This window comes from Sulfitobacter sp. SK012, from assembly GCF_003352085.1.
Taxonomy (GTDB): domain Bacteria; phylum Pseudomonadota; class Alphaproteobacteria; order Rhodobacterales; family Rhodobacteraceae; genus Sulfitobacter.
Genome location: NZ_CP025804.1, coordinates 1,660,895 through 1,680,484, shown reverse-complemented (window position 1 = coordinate 1,680,484; position 19,590 = coordinate 1,660,895). Strand labels below are relative to the sequence as shown.

The 19,590-nt window shown below is 56.6% G+C and carries 18 protein-coding genes and 1 tRNA gene; 10 read left to right on the top strand and 9 right to left on the bottom strand.

The window, feature by feature from the left end; translation table 11 throughout:
* The first annotated feature begins 89 nt into the window (after positions 1-89).
* From hisA to C1J03_RS08140, 3 genes are all read left to right on the top strand, one after another.
* Complete coding sequence (hisA, locus tag C1J03_RS08150) at positions 90-809, top strand: 1-(5-phosphoribosyl)-5-[(5-phosphoribosylamino)methylideneamino]imidazole-4-carboxamide isomerase (protein ID WP_114885409.1); 720 nt, start codon at positions 90-92, stop codon at positions 807-809.
* A 98-nt stretch (positions 810-907) separates the two neighbouring features.
* Positions 908-1,669: an imidazole glycerol phosphate synthase subunit HisF gene (gene hisF, locus C1J03_RS08145; RefSeq protein ID WP_114885407.1), complete on the top strand. Its 762-nt coding sequence runs from the start codon at positions 908-910 to the stop codon at positions 1,667-1,669.
* The gene (locus C1J03_RS08140) at positions 1,666-1,971 is read left to right on the top strand and encodes a phosphoribosyl-ATP diphosphatase (protein WP_114885405.1); all 306 of its coding nucleotides are present in this window, start codon (positions 1,666-1,668) and stop codon (positions 1,969-1,971) included. Before hisF ends, C1J03_RS08140 begins: the two co-directional genes overlap by 4 nt.
* 9 nt (positions 1,972-1,980) lie before the next feature.
* Here C1J03_RS08140 and C1J03_RS08135 read toward each other — a convergent pair whose 3' ends face one another.
* From C1J03_RS08135 to rlmB, 3 genes are all read right to left on the bottom strand, one after another.
* Positions 1,981-2,448 carry a CoA-binding protein gene (locus C1J03_RS08135; RefSeq protein ID WP_114885403.1) on the bottom strand — a complete coding sequence of 156 codons (468 nt, stop codon included), beginning with the start codon at positions 2,446-2,448 and terminating at the stop codon, positions 1,981-1,983.
* Between the two features lie 216 nt (positions 2,449-2,664).
* On the bottom strand, positions 2,665-2,946 hold the full coding sequence (locus tag C1J03_RS08130; RefSeq protein ID WP_114885401.1) for a hypothetical protein: 282 nt from the start codon (positions 2,944-2,946) through the stop codon (positions 2,665-2,667).
* 6 nt (positions 2,947-2,952) lie between these two features.
* A complete protein-coding gene (gene rlmB, locus C1J03_RS08125; protein ID WP_114888919.1) occupies positions 2,953-3,729 on the bottom strand; it encodes a 23S rRNA (guanosine(2251)-2'-O)-methyltransferase RlmB in 777 nt (258 codons plus the stop codon).
* A 451-nt stretch (positions 3,730-4,180) separates the two neighbouring features.
* Between rlmB and C1J03_RS25270 the strand changes: the two genes are divergently transcribed.
* Positions 4,181-4,264, top strand: a tRNA-Tyr gene (locus C1J03_RS25270).
* Between the two features lie 84 nt (positions 4,265-4,348).
* Here C1J03_RS25270 and C1J03_RS08120 read toward each other — a convergent pair.
* On the bottom strand, positions 4,349-5,965 hold the full coding sequence (locus C1J03_RS08120) for an arylsulfatase (RefSeq protein ID WP_254694219.1): 1,617 nt from the start codon (positions 5,963-5,965) through the stop codon (positions 4,349-4,351).
* Positions 5,966-6,203: 238 nt separating this feature from the next.
* Positions 6,204-6,764, bottom strand: coding sequence for a hypothetical protein (locus C1J03_RS08115; protein ID WP_162798478.1), 561 nt, complete (start codon positions 6,762-6,764; stop codon positions 6,204-6,206).
* A gap of 100 nt (positions 6,765-6,864) precedes the next feature.
* Between C1J03_RS08115 and C1J03_RS08110 the strand changes: the two genes are divergently transcribed.
* Positions 6,865-7,599 carry a DUF6502 family protein gene (locus tag C1J03_RS08110; RefSeq protein ID WP_114885396.1) on the top strand — a complete coding sequence of 245 codons (735 nt, stop codon included), beginning with the start codon at positions 6,865-6,867 and terminating at the stop codon, positions 7,597-7,599.
* A 388-nt stretch (positions 7,600-7,987) separates the two neighbouring features.
* Here the strand turns inward: C1J03_RS08110 and C1J03_RS25675 are convergent, their stop codons facing one another.
* Positions 7,988-8,647 (bottom strand): hypothetical protein, encoded by a 660-nt coding sequence (locus tag C1J03_RS25675; RefSeq protein WP_254694218.1) that lies wholly within the window; start codon positions 8,645-8,647, stop codon positions 7,988-7,990.
* Positions 8,648-8,755: 108 nt separating this feature from the next.
* Here C1J03_RS25675 and C1J03_RS08100 point away from each other — a divergent pair, with 108 nt between their 5' ends.
* Positions 8,756-9,760: a hypothetical protein gene (locus C1J03_RS08100; protein WP_114885394.1), complete on the top strand. Its 1,005-nt coding sequence runs from the start codon at positions 8,756-8,758 to the stop codon at positions 9,758-9,760.
* A gap of 84 nt (positions 9,761-9,844) precedes the next feature.
* Here C1J03_RS08100 and C1J03_RS08095 read toward each other — a convergent pair whose 3' ends face one another.
* Entirely contained in the window at positions 9,845-10,501 is a 657-nt protein-coding gene (locus C1J03_RS08095) for a DVUA0089 family protein (protein WP_162798477.1), read from the bottom strand.
* A gap of 394 nt (positions 10,502-10,895) precedes the next feature.
* Here C1J03_RS08095 and C1J03_RS08090 point away from each other — a divergent pair, with 394 nt between their 5' ends.
* Both C1J03_RS08090 and C1J03_RS08085 read left to right on the top strand, forming a co-directional pair.
* Complete coding sequence (locus C1J03_RS08090) at positions 10,896-12,188, top strand: O-acetylhomoserine aminocarboxypropyltransferase/cysteine synthase family protein (RefSeq protein WP_114885390.1); 1,293 nt, start codon at positions 10,896-10,898, stop codon at positions 12,186-12,188.
* A 174-nt stretch (positions 12,189-12,362) separates the two neighbouring features.
* On the top strand, positions 12,363-14,852 hold the full coding sequence (locus C1J03_RS08085) for a hypothetical protein (RefSeq protein ID WP_114885388.1): 2,490 nt from the start codon (positions 12,363-12,365) through the stop codon (positions 14,850-14,852).
* Positions 14,853-14,936: 84 nt separating this feature from the next.
* Here C1J03_RS08085 and hppD read toward each other — a convergent pair whose 3' ends face one another.
* Positions 14,937-16,046: a 4-hydroxyphenylpyruvate dioxygenase gene (gene hppD / locus C1J03_RS08080; RefSeq protein WP_114885386.1), complete on the bottom strand. Its 1,110-nt coding sequence runs from the start codon at positions 16,044-16,046 to the stop codon at positions 14,937-14,939.
* A gap of 138 nt (positions 16,047-16,184) precedes the next feature.
* Between hppD and C1J03_RS08075 the strand changes: the two genes are divergently transcribed.
* Both C1J03_RS08075 and C1J03_RS08070 read left to right on the top strand, forming a co-directional pair.
* Complete coding sequence (locus C1J03_RS08075) at positions 16,185-16,640, top strand: Lrp/AsnC family transcriptional regulator (RefSeq protein ID WP_114885383.1); 456 nt, start codon at positions 16,185-16,187, stop codon at positions 16,638-16,640.
* 22 nt (positions 16,641-16,662) lie between these two features.
* Positions 16,663-18,576 (top strand): cation:proton antiporter domain-containing protein, encoded by a 1,914-nt coding sequence (locus C1J03_RS08070; protein ID WP_114885381.1) that lies wholly within the window; start codon positions 16,663-16,665, stop codon positions 18,574-18,576.
* Here the strand turns inward: C1J03_RS08070 and cobT are convergent.
* Entirely contained in the window at positions 18,573-19,583 is a 1,011-nt protein-coding gene (gene cobT / locus C1J03_RS08065; RefSeq protein WP_114885379.1) for a nicotinate-nucleotide--dimethylbenzimidazole phosphoribosyltransferase, read from the bottom strand. The genes C1J03_RS08070 and cobT overlap by 4 nt on opposite strands.
* Positions 19,584-19,590: the final 7 nt, after the last annotated feature.

The following is a 19,590-nucleotide window of genomic DNA, read 5'->3' as shown; positions in this document are numbered from 1 at the left end:
CGCGCAGGCAAGCCTGACGTTGGGTCGCGTTGCACATCACCACGATCCATGCAAAACCGCCCCAAACACCTTGCGAAAGGGCAAGTTTCATGATCCTCTACCCCGCGATAGACCTTAAGGATGGCCAAGCCGTCCGCCTTGTGCACGGCGACATGGCGCAATCAACCGTTTTTAACGACGACCCAGCAGCCCAAGCCCGCAGTTTTGTGGATGCGGGCTGTGAATGGTTGCATCTAGTTGATCTTAATGGCGCTTTTGCGGGCCAGCCGGTAAATGCCGCCCCCGTTGAGGCGATACTGAAATCCTGCAAGGTCCCCGCACAACTGGGTGGCGGCATTCGGGATATGGCCACGATTGAGGCATGGCTTGATAAGGGGCTCGCCCGCGTGATCCTCGGAACTGTCGCTGTCGAAAACCCCGAGTTGGTGCGCGAGGCCGCCAAAGCCTTCCCTTCCCAAGTCGCCGTTGGCATTGACGCGCGCAACGGCCGCGTCGCAACAAAAGGCTGGGCCACGGAAACCGACGTCATGGTAACGGACCTTGCCAAATCGTTCGAAGATGCAGGTGTGGCTGCGATCATCTATACCGACATCAACCGCGACGGTGCGATGGCCGGCCCCAATATTGATGCCACAGCCGCCCTTGCACGCGCAGTTTCCATACCCGTGATCGCATCAGGTGGTGTGTCGTCGCTGGCCGATCTTGCAGCGCTCAAAGCCACGGGTGTTATCTCGGGTGCCATTTCAGGTCGCGCGTTATACGACGGGGCGATTGATCTTGGCGAAGCGCTTTCGGCCCTGAAATCCTGATACCTGTTGGCCAAACTATCCAGCTGGTAGAAGCTATGGGAACTTGCCCCCTCACCTCTTCACTTGCCCCAGAGCGAACCCCGGACTAAACCACCCACATGCTTAAAACCCGCATCATTCCCTGTCTCGACGTTGCTGATGGCCGCGTTGTCAAAGGTGTCAATTTTGTCGGCCTGCGCGATGCAGGCGATCCCGTTGATGCAGCCATCGCTTATGACGCGGCAGGCGCGGATGAGCTGTGTTTTCTCGACATTCATGCAACCCATGAAAACCGCGGCACGATGTTCGACCTTGTGCGCCGCACAGCGGAGCATTGCTATATCCCTCTGACCGTTGGCGGCGGCGTCCGTACGGCTGCGGATGTTCGCGCTTTGCTCCTCGCAGGGGCCGACAAGGTCAGCTTTAATTCTGCGGCTGTTGCAAACCCCGATGTTGTCTCGGAGGCTGCTGATCACTTTGGCAGCCAGTGCATTGTTGTTGCGATCGATGCCAAAACCGTATCGCCCGGCAAATGGGAAATATTCACCCACGGCGGGCGCAAAGCCACCGGTATCGATGCTGTTGAATTTGCCAAAACCGTTACCGCAAAAGGGGCTGGGGAGATTTTGTTGACCTCCATGGACCGCGACGGCACCAAGCAAGGCTTCAACCTACCCCTCACCCGCGCCATTTCGGACGCTGTGAGCGTTCCGGTTATCGCATCTGGTGGCGTTGGCACGCTGGATCATCTGGTCGAAGGCGTAACCAAGGGCGGTGCCTCTGCGGTGCTTGCCGCGTCAATTTTTCACTTCGGCGAATTCACCGTCGCGCAGGCCAAACAGCACATGGCCGCCGCAGGCATCCCAATGAGGCTCACATGACGCTTGATGAACTTTATGCCACGATCCTGACTCGCAAAGCGGCTGATCCCGGCTCAAGTTGGACCGCACAATTGCTCTCCAAGGGTCCAGAGAAATGCGCCGAAAAATTCGGCGAAGAAGCGGTTGAAGCTATCATTGAAGCCGTCAAAGGGGACCGCGAAGCCCTTACCGCTGAGGCCGCGGATGTCCTGTATCATTTGCTGGTGATGCTGGCCGCGCGCGATGTCCCGCTTGAGGATGTCTTGACCGAACTCTCTAATCGGCAATCCCAATCGGGCATCGCGGAAAAAGCGGCGCGGTAGAACTGCACCTCAGAGTTTGCTTGAAATAATACCGGTCGCAAAACCACCCATGCGCAACTCACCAAACAGGCGTTGGTATTCGATTTTTGGGCAGCGATCCTGAATAACGGTCACGCCTCGCGCTTCGGCTTGGGCCGCTGCCGCGTCATGCTGCACGCCCAATTGCATCCAGATCGTACCTAGCGCAGGGAACGCCGCCAGCGCAGATGCGACAATTTCAGGCACAGCTTCTGAACGCCGAAAGATGTCGACCATATCCACGCCCCCTTCGATTTCTTCAAGGCTCCCGACAGCGATCTTTCCGAACAGCTTTTGCCCTGCAATTCCGGGGTTCACCGGCACCACATCATACCCCTTAAGGGTCAGATAACGCGCTACAAAATAGCTGGGGCGCACGGGGTTACTCGACACGCCAACCACGGCAATGCGTTTGGTCCGGTTCAAGACATCGCGCAATAAGGCATCAGAATAATTCATCCCCCCTTCTAGCGCGGTAAATGCACAAAAAAAAGCACCCGATGGAATATCCAACGGGCGCAAAGGTTTGGAACGAGGGACAGTCAAGGGCGTTGCAGGAGTTCCAAACCTGCTGCCTTCAATTATTAAATAGGTGCTCCTTTTGGCAAAAAAAGACCCTGTGGAAAAAACTTGGGGAAATGGCGGGGATTTAGCGTGTTTTGGCCGATGGTCTATTTAGTCAAAAACGTCCTCGACGAAATCGAAAACATCTTCGGCCACATTCTTTAACCAGCGCCCATAAAAACGGCGCGTTTTTTTGACCTTTTTCGACTTTTTCCGCTTGGGGGGCAGTTGATGGCTGATGGTTATCTTTTGAAACTTCGGGGCCATGGGCAGAGCCTTCATCCGCGAAAGCGGTGCCCCGCAACTGTCACAGCTTAGCGTGTGCCGGACCCCATCAAGTCGCAACACCGCGCGCGTCCCGCAATGACAGCAGGTCGTGATCTTGGTGATCATCCGCGCTTAGCCGTGCGGGCGACTGGCATAGAGCGCAATCGCCGCGGCGTTCGATACGTTCAACGACCCAAAGCCACCGCTGGCATCGATACGCACCAGCGCATCCACCGTTTCGCGTGTCTTTGCGCGCAAACCCGGCCCCTCGGCCCCCAGCACCAGTGCCACAGGTCGGTCACGTTTGCCCTCGACAGCGGCTTCGATGGTCAATTCAGCTTCGCCATCAAGCCCGAGCACGAGATATCCCATCGCCTGTAGCTCTCGGATTGCATCCGCCAAATTGCGCACACGCAAATACGGTTGGCGCTCCAGCGCGCCTGAGGCCGATTTCGCAAGCGCACCGGTTTCCGGTGCCGAATGGTGCCGCGTTCCGATTACTGCCGAGGCACCCAGCACTTCAGCCGAGCGCAATATCGCACCGACATTATGCGGATCCGTCACCCGGTCCAGTAGCAGCACACGCGGTGCCTCGGCCCCGATGCACACATCCTCAAGCTTTCCCCAATTGAGCGGCTTAACCTCAAGCACGGCCCCTTGGTGAACGGAATTTTGATCGATGGGCGGGCGGAAATTGCGTGGCTCTATGATCTCGGGCACGATCCCTGCCTCAGCAATCGCATCTGCCAGCTTTACCTCAGCATTTGGCGTCACCATCAGCTTCAGCTTTTCGCGGCCAGGGTTCACCAGCGCATCGCGCACCGCATGCAGGCCAAAGAGCCAAAGCGTCAAATTCGCCTCGACCTTCTTGTCCTGTTCTTTTTGCACAACCCACTTTGGTTTTTTCATCACGCGCCCTTCCGCAGCTCGGGCGGGCTGGACCCGTGTGTCAGGTCTCAGGGCACCGCAATGAATGCGATAAACCACAGCAGCCCCGCTGTGAAGGCCGTAAGCACCCAGCAAGCTGTTACCGTCGACGATTTGAACATGACAGGCCGTATCCAACCGCGCTGCGTAAAATCGCATAAACACCGGTTATTGAAAGGCTAACAGACCGCTCGCAGGTCGATCGGGCTCCAAATTCGACGAACCTACGCGGCAAATGGATCAAGGCTGCATCCGTGGCCGGGATCATCAATTGTATGAACTTCATTTTCAACATACTTCGCTGCGCGACTGTGATGAAACATATGAAAAACTGTGCAAATAGCGCCAGCGCGCGTTCTGGGCCCATGACACAGCAGATTGGCCCATTTTGTGGTTGACGCTTATCAGACCCACAGGTAATCAGCCCGTCAGTGGGCGACAGGCCGCAAGGTGTGGCAGGGGACTGTAACTCCCTCGCGGAGACGCACGCCTGGTTCGATTCCAGGGTCGCCCACCACTTCACCAAGCCGTTATTGTTGCTTGGAAAAACACCGGCCTCACCCAAATCAGCGCTGTTTTTCTGTAGCTTCGACAGCGAGTGTTATCCCTCCGCGGAGTCCATCTTCCAAGCGGCGAGTAACTTGGGCAATGCTATGTCCCATTCCAGAACCCCGGTTTGTGTTGCCCATGACAAATACTGACCCTTCAAATCCGCCTCGAGCTTTGGGGACGTACCAGCCAAGTCGTGCAATTCTGTGCGATCCGCTTCCATGTCGTAGAGTTCCCAGTCCTGGGAATGTTGTCGCACAAGTTTGAACTGTCCCAGCCGGATCGCTGAATTCCCTTCATGTTCGAAAAAGATCGGTTGTTCGCGATCCCATGCTTTGCCCTGGAACAACGAAAGCAACGATTCCCCCTGCATTGGCTGGATTTCATGGCCTCCAACCTCGGTCTGATAGGAACACCCCGTCGCCTCAAGGATCGTGGGCAAGATGTCCACGACGTGGCACGCAGCATGGGCGGTGTCGCGTGGCTGAAACCCTTTTGGCCAATGGGCGACCAGTGGCGTCGATATTCCGCCTTCGTGTACGTAATGTTTGAACAGCCGAAACGGCGCGTTCGATACGTTTGCCCAAGGTTTGTCATAGCTTTGATAGGTTAACGCCCCGCCCGGCATGACGTCTGGCCTGTTACCCATTTCAATTTTGCGGCCGTCCGATGTTGTGTCTGGGAAAAACTTGGCCCAGCCATCTTCGGCCATAAACTCAGCACAGCCACCGTTGTCGGACAGAAACATAATCAACGTATTATCGAACTGCCCCATACGTTTAAGCTCTGCAATCAGACGGCCAATGGATTGATCCATACGGTCCACCATCGCAGCATAAGTCGCCATCTTGCGAGCTTCCCAATCGGTATTTTTCTCAGTGGACCAGGGATGCACCTGAGTATCGCGCGGAGAGATATCCCAGTTCTTTTGGAACAGTCCCATACCATTCATGGTCTCGTGCCGAGCGGTACGTATGGCATCCCAACCGGCGTTATAAACGCCATCATAGCGCGCGATGTCCTCTTCATGGGCGTGCAGCGGCCAATGTGGGGCAGTATGCGCCAGATAAAGGAAGAACGGCTGGTCATCGGGCGTCTCTTCGATCATACCAATCGCTTTGTCGGTTATTGCATCGGTGAAATAGAAATCATCGGGGAAGGTCTCAACTCGGGAATCGTCTTCCAACATGTAATGCGGTGAGAAGAAATGCGTGACGCCGTCCACAATACCATAAAATCGATCAAAGCCACGTTGCCGCGGTGTTGGGTGCTCTAGATCCCCTACCCGCCAGCTATCGACCTCTCGGGCCATGAAATCCCCCGCCACATGCCACTTCCCAGACATCAACGTTCGGTAGCCATTCGCCCGCAAATGTTCTGCAATCGTGGCACTGTCGTTGCGCAAAAAACCTTGATAAGCAGGCGTGCCAAGGTTGGCCCCCATGTGACCGACGCCTGCGTTATGTGGATACAACCCAGTCAGCAACGACGCGCGGGTCGGACAGCATCTGGCGCAGTTGTACATGGCCGACAACATGGTGCCATCGCGGGCCAGCGCATCAATATTCGGAGTTTTGATTTCTGAACCCGTAACCCCGAGATCCGCAAATCCCAGATCGTCCGCGAGGATCAAGATGACATTTGGTCGTTCGCTGGTCTTTGGCATCATTTGTCCTCCAGCCATGTTTGGGCAAAGCGTAGGACTGCCCTAGCGCAAAATCAATTCCCGTGGCGCGTTGGGACCGAAAGCTGCCAGGAGTAGGTTCGCTTTGTCCACACAGCCGGCTTCAAGCCTTCAAGTAGCATCACTTGGCTCTCGCAACCGCAGCGAATGGCAGCTTCGAGCCCGTTGTGACCAATGCTGCGCGCTGCAGGAATGTCTGCTATGCTGTAGGTGAGCCAAGTGATTAGTGCTGTCGTTCCGCAGCACCGCGCAACATTTCTTCAACAACTGGGGCTGTTGCTTGCGCAATTTTTAGTGTGGCGCGCTGCAATCGTGAAGGATTTTTGATCCGCCCGCCCCAAAAGCCGCGTCGGCCACCAGAGGGCGAGACAGCTTGCGCAGTAGCCATCACCCCACCGGAACCCACGTGAAGTAGGGCTACGTCAGCCGATCCAGTTTCGGGATGCATCCGCACCACAAGCAGGTAGTTGAAACGCTGCTTACGTGCCGTTTCGATCAAGTTGGCTCTGGTGGCAGACCACCGATGGACGTTACCACCAATCAGGAGTGAAAAGCTGCCAAGTCTTTCGGCTTGGTTGGGCAAATCAGTCCATAGCGCCGTCTCTCTCATACCTGCTGCCTGCGTCGCCCCATACACAACTCGTGCAAACGCGAAACGAGCGGGCAGTTCAAAATGATCCGGAGTCTTGGACGTCACCGGAATTGGTGGGGCATCCCCTACAAAGGTTGGCATTGAACAAGCGCTTAGCAGCGCAGCAAGATAAACAATCATCATCAGTTTCATATATGTGCTCCGGTTAATAGGATTGAGATCGGGCGGAATGTGTATTTTGCACATTTCATCTTTATGTTGCTCGGTCAAGATAAATGTGTATATTGCACACATGATCTGGCTCGACCCAATCCTGCGCCCTCTTGCGCGCCTTGCTGTCCGAAAGGGCTGGCTGTTTCCAATCGTGGAGCATCGTTTGCGACACGCATATATCGAGGCTGCTGACACCCTTGGCGAAGATCCTTCGACGGACAGCAAGGTCAGCATCCTAACTGGATTACAGAGACGCGACATCGCTCGGTTGCGTCGCGAAGTAATTCCGCCTCAGAACCAACGTCAGCCCTTGGCTGAAATCATTGCACTTTGGTGGGATAATCCAGCCTATGACCCTAAAGGAATCTTCGTACAGGGCGATGGCCCAAGTTTTACCGACCTTGCTCGTTGCATACGAAAAGATGTCCATCCGCGCACCTTTTTGGACGTTCTTATTGAGAACGGCGCTGTGAAAGAAATCGGAGACAAGGTCATTCTGAACACCCGTAGCTACCAACCGCTTTCTGGATCAGATGATCAACTGGCCTATCTCGCGGATAATGTAGGTGATCATCTCGCGACAGCGGTATCAAACGTCGTAGGCGAAGCAGGAAACTACGATATGTCTGTTCACTACAAAGGTCTATCCGCAAGCGCGATAGAGCAGTTGGATAAACACTTCCGTGCCCGAATGAAGCAAACATTGCAAGAACTAGACACGATGGCTCGGACTTTGCCAGCGACCGAAGATGGTCCTCACCGTTTCCGAGCCGGTGGATATTTTTCCGATGATTTAAATTGTAAGGCCAAATAACATGATCCGTAAAACAATTGCATTCGTCGTCCTTCTTGCTCTGACTGCATGTTCGACTCCCGAGGTGTTGCCCGCAAAAGACTGCCCCCGCGAGGGAGGCATAGGCGGCACGGGTGATTGCGCTACGGAGCAACCGATCTCATAATGTTGATGGGAATAAGCGGACCTTTGATCAATCGCGGCGAATTCACGCTAAGTCCCGCATAACTGCCATCTCTGCGGAGTGCAGCCAATGTTCGTGTGCCATTCCAGCGCCATTCCTAATTGCGACGCTGAGGTAAGTGCACCAGTTAGGTGTGGCGTTACATCGAAACAAAACTCCAAACTACAGCGCTTACAGTTTCTTATCGAAATGATGGCCGCTCCAGTGCCCCCACTGCCTTCCCCATTAGGGGATCAGCACGTCACCACGTTTGAATTCGACAGCATCTGTCGTCAGGTCGTCAAAAACCACCTGAATGACAACAGTTTCGACCGCGCCCAGCCTGAGCGTCAGGTAGGGCAATCCATCTTCTTCCAGAATGGCATTGGGCGTCGCATATTTCATGTGGCATGGCGGCAGCGGCCAGTTCTGCATGGGCTCGTCGTTTATTGAGATGGCCATCGCCGCCAGTCCACAGCGCCAGCTCCAAAGGTGCGTAACATAGAGCAAATCCTGCCCGTTAAATTCGCGCACTGCGATCCAACTGCCTTTGGTGGCATCCATGATCGGTTTGATCTCAGTGGCAGTGGTGAATTTGCCGCTGGGGTCTTGGGGATCCGCCACAAGGCCTGCTGGAATAACGGCTTCGTTGATCTGTGGACCCAGGCTTGGCAACGGTAGAACCGGTAAAGCTGCGGGGGCGGTACTGTCGCCAACGCCTTCGAGCAGCGTGTTGCCCCCGATTATCGCGCCCTGCCCGATGATCACGCTGGACGGCGCAGCTGGCGCGTCGGTTACGGCTTCTGCAACAATCTGCGGCGCTGGGGAAACCTCTGCGCTCGTGCTGTCATTATTCCCACCAGACGCTGCCGCAAGTGCTACAATCGCAAACATAAAATCAAACATCTAAAATCTCCCGAAACGGTTTTCGAACGAGCGTTAAAATTCCCACCTTTTCAAGCGGCGCTGCGCCCTTATACTGAACCGAAAACCCCAAAGGGCGCAATATCGAGCATGGCAAGCAAACCGGCAACGCCACCCATCTATAACATCGCGATCATAGGCCAGCATGGGCGGCTGTCCTATGAGGCACTGCTTTTTGCTGCCTCATTGCGCCACACCAACCCGAATTTTGCGGGTCGATTGCTGGTCATGGAACCGCAGCCCAGCGTCTTGTGGGAAAGAGACCCCAGCATCCGCGCGCCAGAGGTCCGCGACGCTTTGGCGGCCCTTGGGGCAGAAGTAATCCCGTTTGAATCCCGTCATTTCGGCACGGTCTATCCTTATGGCAACAAGATCGAAATGCTGCGCGCCCTGCCCAAGGGCGAACCCTTTGTCTTCTTTGATACAGACACGCTGATCACCGGCGATCTGGGCACTGTTCCTTTTGATTTCGACCGCCCCATGGCGTCTTTGCGCCGCACTGGTACGTGGCCCGAACCGCAGCTTTATGGCCCCGGATACGCCGGGTTGTGGAAATCGCTCTATGACAAGTTCGGATTGGATTTTGAGAGCAGCCTCGATCTGACGGAGCCGGACGAGTATTGGAAACGCTACCTCTACTTCAACGCCGGATATTTCTTTTTCCGCTGCCCGCTTGAATTCGGAGCCCGCTTTGAGGAATATGCCCTCGCGATCCGCGACACACCGCCCGTTGCGCTTTGCGCACAAAGCTTTGATCCATGGTTGGACCAAATTGCCCTACCGCTGGTGATCCACAGCTTTGGCGGTGGGCGCGACACGCTGCCCGATGGGTTGCTGGACGGCGCGGTCAGCTGCCATTACCGCACCCTGCCCTTGCTTTATGCGCGCGAAAGCGATGCCGTGGTCGCGCTGCTGCACGAGGTCGCTCAGCCCAATAAGCTAAAGAAGGTCTTGAAGGGCTACGAGCCCGCCAAACGGATGATCTACCAAAAACGCGGCCTGAAAGTGCGCGCGCTGTTTGATCAAGAAAACCTGCCCCGCAAGGAACAGGCGATCCGCAACCGGATCAAATCCGAAGGGTTCTGGATGCGCTAAGCCCCGCGGCATGCACCGCAGGGCTTGTTTTAAGTTCTACCCGCACCCTTGATAAGAAGGATCACGGTTAGGTTTGCGTTGTGTTCAGGATTTGGCGCGCGAACGGCGACGGCCAACAAAACCAAGAACACTCATACCACCAAGCAGCAATGGCAACGCCGCAGGAAGCGGAACAGGCGCCGGGGCTGTATCGATCCCAGTAAAGGTGACTTGGTAGTCGCCGTAGGTACCTAAGAAGAAGGTGGAATTTACACCGGATCGTGCTTCACTTTCGGCAAATCCCCAATCAGACAGCGACAAGACATACGTGCCCACACCCAATGCAACTGACAGGAATGAATCCAAGCTACTAGTGGATCCGTCGTCCGATCCGTTACCAACGCCAGAACTGTCGTCGTTACCACCGATAAGGCTGCCAAGCAGACCTTGGTCGCCCGTGTTGTCAAAACCAAACAGCAATATTTGTGGATCTAGACCCGATGTATTGCCACCGGCCCCGCCGTCACCACCCAGAACATTGCGTGACAAAATATCGATACTCACGGTACCGGCCGTCGAAACATCGAATTGCCAGTAGTCAACGCTCACGGTGCCTTGACCTGTATCATAGATCGTACCGGTCTCAACCAGCGCGTCCACGGTTTGGGTCGCAGCCATCGCAGGCGCGGCCATTGCCAACACGCCGACAGCGGCGGCGGTTGCCAGCAAAGTTCTGCTGGCTGTTTTGAGTGTCGTTTTCATCAATCTCATCCTTAAATTAGGTTACCTTAAAAACGCCTCTCAGCCCAGAAATGAGCCGGCACCATCCGAAAGACAATGACCACACTAGCATTCATCAACCACTCGAGAACCCCCAAACCTTTTGAAATTTAACGATTTCTTTAGATCTTTGTTTCGAAATTGGATCAAGATGGCGGGCCTGCCCCAAACTGTGCATATTTTGGCCACAATCCGCTTTTTGCTCGGCCAAAGGTATTGCGTGGTGCCGCAGTGGCGATTCGCGACCCGACGTAAGAACGAGGGCAATTCGGTTAGGCCACACCCTCGATACACAAGCAGCTATGGTCCGTCCCTTGTGCGGCATAGGCCAATCCCTTAACCATACGTTCAAACGGAAATTCGAGGAGAGACCCCAATGACTGACGGCCCCACATACGGCTTTGATACGCTCCAAATTCATGCAGGCGCACGGCCCGACCCCGCCACAGGCGCGCGGCAAACGCCGATTTATCAAACGACGGCCTATGTGTTCCGCGATGCTGATCACGCCGCGGCGCTGTTTAACCTGCAAGAGGTCGGTTTTATCTACTCTCGCCTGACCAACCCAACAGTTGCCGTACTCCAAGAACGCATTGCAACGCTGGAGGGCGGCACGGGTGCTGTCTGTTGTTCATCGGGTCACGCCGCACAAATCATGGCGTTGTTCCCATTGATGGGTCCAGGCAAAAACATCATCGCTTCCACACGGCTTTATGGCGGTACGGTCACGCAGTTCAGCCACACCATTAAGCGCTTTGGTTGGACCTGCAAATTCGTTGATTTCGACGATCTTGATGCGGTCGCTGCTGCTGTGGACGAAGACACGCGCGCGATCTTTGGCGAAGCGATTGCAAACCCCGGCGGCTATATCATGGACGTCCGCGCCGTGGCCGATGTGGCCGATGCAGCTGGCATCCCGTTGATTATCGATAACACCACAGCCACACCCTATCTGTGCCGCCCCATTGAACATGGCGCGACCCTCGTGGTGCATTCGACCACGAAATACCTGACCGGAAACGGCACCGTCACCGGAGGCTGCGTCGTCGATTCAGGCAAATTCGATTGGTCCGCAAACGACAAATTCCCCTCGCTAAGCCAAGCGGAGCCTGCCTATCACGGCCTGAAGTTCCATGAGACGTTTGGTGCCCTCGCCTTTACCTTCCACAGCATTGCCATTGGCCTGCGCGATCTGGGCATGACGATGAACCCCCAAGCCGCGCATTACACACTGATGGGCACTGAGACGCTGTCTTTGCGGATGGAGCGCCACGTTGAAAACGCTGCCAAAATTGCAACTTGGTTGGAAAAAGACGACCGCGTTGACTACGTCACCTACGCGGGCCTGAAATCCTCGCCCTATTTTGACCGGGTGAAAAAGGTCTGCCCGAAAGGTGCCGGAGGTCTGTTCACCTTTGCAGTTAAGGGCGGCTATGACGCCTGCATCAAACTCGTGAATGCGCTGGAAATCTTTAGCCACGTGGCCAACCTTGGGGATACGCGTTCGCTTATCATTCACTCGGCTTCCACTACACACCGGCAGTTGACGGCAGAACAACAAGAAGCCGCTGGTGCCAGCGCGAATGTTGTTCGTGTGTCGATTGGCACCGAAGACGCCAATGATCTCATTGCGGATTTGGATCAAGCGTTGTCCAAGGCGACAGCCTAAATCAATGTCTCTGTGCCACGCCTGTTTCTAAGCGGCGTGGCACAGTTAATTGAAAGAAGCGTGCGCGGTCATGCGCCGGGTACGCAGAGGCATGCTTTCCTTGAATGGCGCGGTGCTCTATTCTAAGGTGAAAGTCGTATTTCGTTGTTGCAGGACCAGAGATAAAGGCATGGCATGAAGCCTAATTTTGCGCTTTCCTTGTCGCTTGAAGGCATTCGCCTGTTGCATCGCGCAGCGGGCGGTTGGCGCGAGGTTGGCGAAGTATCGCTAAGTGCAGCCGATATGGAAGCTGAGCTGGCGACGTTGCGCAAAACCGCCGCCAGCCTTGAGCCCGGCGGCGTGCGCAGCAAGTTGATCATCCCCAACAGCCAGGTCAAATTCCTAACCATCGACACCGCTGATCAGTCCCAGCCTCAGCGCCGCAAGGCCGCCGAGGCCGCATTGGCTGGCGCGACCCCTTATGAAGTCGCCGAGCTGGCCTATGATATCAGCAGCGACGGCGCGCGCACGCATATCGCTGCTGTTGCCTATGAAACTCTTGAAGAAGCAGAAGAATTTGCCCGCGAGCACAGGTTCCATCCCGTCAGTTTTGTGGCAATTCCCGAGGGAGATAGCTTTCTCGGGGAACCGTTCTTTGGCGTCACAGAAGGTGCCGACGCCCTACTGGAACCCGGCGATGAAGTTGAAGCGGATGGCATTGCAATTATTGTCGTGGGTCCAGCCGAGGTGCCTGCTGTCGAGCCCGCACTAGAAGATCCGCCAGCCCAAAACGACAAAGAAATTACTCTCAAGAACGATGAGCCAACCACAAAGAGCGCTGATGAGGACGACGCGATACAGCCCGAAGCATCGGCGTCACTTCGCGAGACCGAAACCTCAGACGCTAAAGCCGAAGCGCCGGAAACAGTAGCAAATGAAGCCGACGAAGAACTCATAGAAGAAGACATTGACCTCGAGCCACGGCCGCCCGGATACGTACCAGCACCTTTGGGCTTTAGCAGCCGGCGCAAAGAACCCAATGCCACCACAGAAGCTAAAAAGCTGGGGGGCGCATCGCGGGATGGTGGTGCAAACGCATCGCATAACGTTCCGGCACCCAGCACGGTGCAAGCGCCAACGCCGGTTCAGGCAGCTCCGTTGCCCGACAGCAGTTCACTTGATCAACCTGCCCCGCACGTTCTGGATGCGCCAACCGAGGCAAAACCCGGCTTTCTAAGCCGCCGAAAAAAGCTGCACGCCGCCATGCCAGCGGCTGCTGTAACGGCGACCGCCGGCAACGAGGCCGATCGCATGACGGTCTTTGGCGCACGCGAAAGCGATGTGGGCGGCAAACCGCGGTTTCTGGGCCTGATCCTGACGGCCGTCTTGCTTGTACTCTTGGCCGGCGTTGCCGCGTGGGCCACGGTCTTTATGGATGACGGGGTCGCGGGATTGTTCTCCCCGCGCCAAGAACGGGCGACCGCTTCCAACCTCGAAAACCAAATTGACCCCGAAATCATTCGCACCACGCCAGAGGCCAGCACCCCGATTGATCCAGTCGGGATCGCCGTAGCGTCCCTTGAACCCGGTCTTATCGAGAGCGACGCGACCGTTCTGGCACAGCCCGAAACACAGGTGATCACCGCTAACGAGGCTGATGCGCGTTATGCAGTGACCGGTGTCTGGCCGCTGTCGCCGGACGTGCCGCAGATACGTGCAGACCTGCCAACAGAGGTCGTCTACCTCAACAGTCTGGAGCAGGTAAGCGCCACCAACGATGCAATTGCCTTGCCTGGTGTCGACGGGTTTGAGACCGATGCAATCCCCGTGATCCTGACCCGGCCGGCACCTTATGGGGCGCTTTTCGGCCAAGACCCCAACGCGCTTGTTGCGGCCACGCCTGAGGGAACGCTCGCGCCGGGTGGGTATACCGTATTTCTTGGTTCACCGCCGCAAATCCCACCCAACGCGCTGCCTGAGGTCGAAGAGGCTCCCGAAGTCGTGGACGCCCGCGCAGCCTTGGTCGATGCGCGGCCCCGGACACGCCCCAGTGGCCTTCAAGAAAATGCACAACGTGCACAGCTGAACGGGCTGACTGTGCTCGAACTTGCGGGTTACCGCCCGGCCCTGCGTCCTGCCTCAGTTCTGCAAGCGGCCGAATCCGACGCGCGTGCGGCACTAGCCGCCGAAGCCGCTGCCCAAGAGCTTGCCGCAAAGCAAGCTGCGGCCGCAACACAAGCCGCGATTGAAGCGGCGATCGTAGCGGCCTCTCCAACGGCGACGGCGACGCGCCTTGCCGTTGCACAATCCAGACGCCCTGATACGCGTCCCCGGAATTTCGCTCGGATCGTAAAGCGCGCCCAGCGTACCGCCCCAAAAGAAACACGCACCGCAAGTGCCGCTACAGTGGCACCGCGTACGGTCAAGCCGTCCGTGCCCTCAACAGCATCTGTGGCCCGCTCCGCCACTGTTAAGAACGCGATAAACCTGCGGCGGGTGAACCTGATCGGTGTCTACGGCAAGCCTTCAAGCAGACGCGCGTTGGTGCGGTTGTCCAATGGACGCTACAAGAAAGTCACCGTCGGGGACCGGATTGATGGCGGTCGGGTGTCGGCCATCGGCGACAGCGACCTGCGCTATACCAAGGGCGGGCGCAACGTTACTTTGAAGATGCCAAAGGGCTAACGAACCGCTTTTCTGGCAACGTAAAAGGGGACCAGTTCCCTGATCCCCCGCATTATCTCCATTCGCGATGGCACCCTCTCAGACTTAATCGGCGCCGATTTCACCTGCATCGATTTGTTCTTGCTCAATGCTTTCAAACAGCGCCTTGAAGTTGCCTTCGCCAAAGCCATCATCGCCTTTGCGCTCGATAAATTCGAAAAAGATTGGGCCGATAACAGTTTTTGAGAATATCTGCAGCAGGATGCGGGTTTCGCCGCCCTCAACGCCCTCAACATCCACTACGCCTTCTCCGTCGATCAGAATGCCGTGTTTCTTCATCCGCTCCAGAGGCTCTTCGTGGCCTACGACGCGTGTTTTGCTGAGCTCGTAATACGCATCCGGCGGGCCCGGCATGAATTTCACACCATTTTGTGCAATCTCATCTGTCGCGTCGTAGACATTGCGCGCACCAACCGCGATGTGCTGGATGCCCTCGCCATTGTACTTCTTGAGATAGGCAACGATCTGCCCCGTTTCTCCCCGATCCTCGTTCAACGGAATGCGGATGCGCCCACAAGGTGAGGTGATCGCGCGGCTGAATAGGCCAGTGAATTTGCCCGCGATGTCGAAAAAGCGGATTTCGCGGAAGTTGAACAGGTCGCCGTAGAACTTGAACCACTTGTCCATGTTGCCTTTGAACACGTTATGCGTGAGGTGATCGAGGTAGTAGAACCCCACCCCTTCGGGCTTAGATTGCGCAATCCAATCGTACTCCCAATTATAGGGCGACGTGTCGTAATATTGGTCGACGAAATACAAGAGCGATCCACCGATGCCCATGATTGCAGGCACATCAAGCACCTTGCCGTCCCCGGTGTATTCCTCGGCTCCGTTGGCAACCGCATGCGCCAGCGCTTTTTGCGCATCAACCACGCGCCAGCCCATTGAAGGGGCGCAAGGACCGTGCACATCCACGAACCGCGCAGCAAAGCTATCGGGATCGAAATTCAGCACATAGGTGATATCACCTTGTTGCCACAGTTCAATCTTTTGGGTCTTGTGATTGGCCACGTGGACATACCCCATGCGGGCAAAAACATCGCGGAGCGCCTCGCGGTCCGGGCTGGCGAATTCGACAAATTCGAACCCATCGGTGCCTGCGGGGTTTTCAGCTGTAATCTGTGACTTTGCGGCGTCGTGCGGGAAAGGACCCATGGGTTTGCTCCTATTGGCATGTCTTTTGCGTGTTCTACATCAAGATGGGCACGTGGTTTGCGCGTATTTCAGCACCGCTATGGTATATTTCGCGTGATTTACGCATACTAGAGGAAAATATCATTCAAAGGCCGCATCATGCTGGACAAAACAGATCATCACCTGCTGGACGCCCTGCAACACAACGCGCATCTGACCGCTCAAGAGCTGGGCGAAATCCTGAACCTGTCGCCCTCCCAGGCCGGCCGGCGCCGTCAACGTTTGGAGGCAGACGGGGTGATCCAAAGTTATACCGCGCGCCTTGATCCTGTGCGGCTCGGACTTCAGGTACAAGGCTTCGTACAGGTCCACCTTAGCACCCACGGACCAGAGCATTCAGCCCGCTTTGCGCGGCTTGTTGCCACTCGAGTCGAGATTGTGAGCGCATGGACAATGACGGGGGATGCGGATTACCTTCTGCGGGTCTACTGTGCCGATCTGCCCGCCCTGAACCGGTTGATTCACGAGGTGCTGCTGCCCCATCCGGCGGTGTCGCGCGTGCACAGCCAGATTGTGATGGACCAGCTTAAACGGGACGGCCCCTTGCCAACCTGAACTCACCTTTGAGAGGACGATCATGGAAGGCTTCCTGTTTCAGGCCACTATTTATCTTGCTGCTGCTGTGATCGCGGTACCCATTGCCGCGCGCCTTGGGCTGGGGTCTGTGTTGGGGTATCTGGCCGCAGGGATTTTGATCGGGCCAGTGCTTGGATTGGTTGGGGCTGAAACTAAAGATTTGCAGCATTTTGCTGAATTCGGCGTTGTAATGATGCTGTTTCTGATCGGATTGGAACTTGAGCCGCGCGCGCTGTGGGACATGCGCCACCGGCTGCTGGGCCTTGGCGGTTTGCAAGTTGTGATCAGTACCGCGGCCTTGATGGGGATCGCGATGGCTTATGGGCAACCTTGGGGGGTGTCGCTTGCGGTGGGCCTGTCGCTGTCGCTCAGCTCCACTGCGATTGTGTTGCAGACCTTGTCGGAAAAAGGGCTGATGCAGACCGCAGGTGGCCGGTCGGCCTTCTCTGTTTTGCTGACCCAAGATATCGCCGTTATCCCGATCCTAGCTTTCTTGCCGTTGCTGGCCGTTACTCTGCCGTCAGGAATTCAGCCAGACGGTTCCATTTCTCTGAATGCAGACAAACTAGATCCCGCAAACAAGGCAGCCGAGGGCGGTCATGGATCCGAAGCGGCACAGGTCGCCTTCTCGCTGATCGACACCCTGCCTGCATGGGGCGTGACGCTGGCCACCATCGGGGCCATCGCGACCATCATCATCACTGGTGTGTTCTTTACCCGGCCCGTGTTCCGTTTCATCCACTCCGCAAAACTGCGCGAGATGTACACCGCCCTTGCCTTGTTGATTGTGGTCAGCATTTCGCTGCTGATGATGGTCGTCGGCCTCTCGCCTGCGCTTGGAGCATTCCTTGCCGGGGTGGTGCTGGCCAGCTCAGAGTTCCGCCATGAGCTTGAGACCGACCTTGAGCCATTCAAAGGCCTGTTGCTTGGGCTGTTCTTTATCACGGTTGGTGCCGGCATTAACTTTGATCTGCTGCTCTCAGATACAATCATAATCGTTGGCATGGCGCTTTTGGTGATCATCGTAAAAGGGTTAATCCTATATGTTTTGGGCCGGTCTTTTGGCTTGCGGGGGCGTGACCAATGGCTCTTTGCACTGGGATTGGCGCAAGCAGGCGAGTTCGGCTTTGTCCTCGTGAGTTTTTCGGTGGCAACCGGTGTGATGCCCAACGGCGTCGCTGAAACGTTGCTGTTGGTGATTGCGCTGTCGATGTTGATCGCACCGCTATTGTTCATTCTTTATGAAGTTATTTCAAAGCGGTACAGCGAGCGCCAAGGCGTCATCCCCGAGGATGAGATCGACGAAGAAGGCACCGTGATCATCGCGGGCATCGGCCGTTACGGGCAAATCGTGAACCGCATCGTGCAGGCCAGTGGGTTTGATACGGTTGTGCTCGATCACAATCCCGAAGCCATCGCAGTCATGCGGCGTTTTGGTTACAAGGCGTTCTTGGGCGATCCGTCGCGCCCTGACATCTTGCGCAAAGCGGGCTTGGCAGAAGCGCGGGTTCTTGTCGTGGCACTTGATGACCAAAAAGCCGCCCGAGCGCTAGTCGAATACGCCCGCAAACTGCGCCCGGACATGCATATCGTGGCGCGTGCCCATGACCGGACGGATGTCTACCGGCTGTATCAATGTGGCGCGAATGACATTGTGCGAGAGATGTTTGACAGCTCTTTGCGCGCTGGCCGTTATGTGTTGGAAAACCTTGGGTTGTCCGAATATGAGGCCGCCGAAGCGCAGCGTATCTTTTACCAACACGATCGCGCGTCGGTCCGCGAATTAGCTGCCCTGTGGCGCCCCGACGTCCCGCCAGCGGAAAACAAAGCTTACGTGGCGCGCGCCATAGAACTGCAAAAGGACCTTGAAACTGCTTTCTTGGACCGCAACGACGACGACAAGAAAAGCGCTTAAGCGTCGCTAACCCCGGCCTCGGCGAATGTTGCCATGCCAGAGTGGCACTCAAGGGCCGCGCGCAATACTGAAATGGCAAGCGCGCCGCCTGACGCCTCGCCTAGGCGCAAACCTAGCGACAGGATCGGTGCCTTGTCGATGGCGTCTAACAGGCGCGCATGTGCACCCTCAGCGCTGAGGTGTCCCGCTGCGCAGTGATCCAGCGCACCCGGCACCGTTTGCGCAAGGCAGGCCGCAGCAGCACAGCAGATGAACCCATCCAACAGCACAGGGATACGCCGCGCACGGGCACATGCGATCGCCCCCGCCATCGCAGCCAATTCGCGCCCGCCAAGGCACCGCAGCACTTCGAGCCCATCGTCGGTCGCGCCGTGAAGGGCCAAGCCCTCACGGACAACGCGGATTTTATTTTGCAGCCCCGCATCGTCAACGCCCGTCCCGCGCCCAGTCCAATCCTCAGCATCGCCGCCAAACAACGCGCAGGCGATCGCAGCAGCCGGGGTTGTGTTGCCAATCCCCATCTCACCTACGACCAACAGGTCAGTATCGTCGTTCACCGAATTCCAGCCCGTTTGCAGCGCCGCCAGTAAATCCGTCTCACTCAAGGCTGGGCCTTTGGTGAAATCCTGTGTTGGCCGGTCAAGCTCCAGGGCGTGCACGTCTAAACTAGCTCCAGCCGCCCGGGCGATTTGATTGATCGCCGCGCCACCAAATTGAAAGTTCATGACCATCTGTTCGGTCACTTCAGGTGGGAACGCAGACACGCCCTGCGCTGCGACACCGTGATTGCCGGCAAATACGATCACTTGAGGCGACGTCACCCGCGCCGTGGCATTTCCACGCCATCCCGCATACCAAATCGCCAGATCTTCAAGCCGCCCTAACGCGCCGGGCGGCTTGGTCAGCTGGCCATTGCGATCTAGCGCGGCGGCACCAGCATCAGCGTCCGGACCGGGCATTGCGGCCAGCGCGTCACGAAACCCGTCGAGATCAGAAAAATCAGCCATGCGTGAA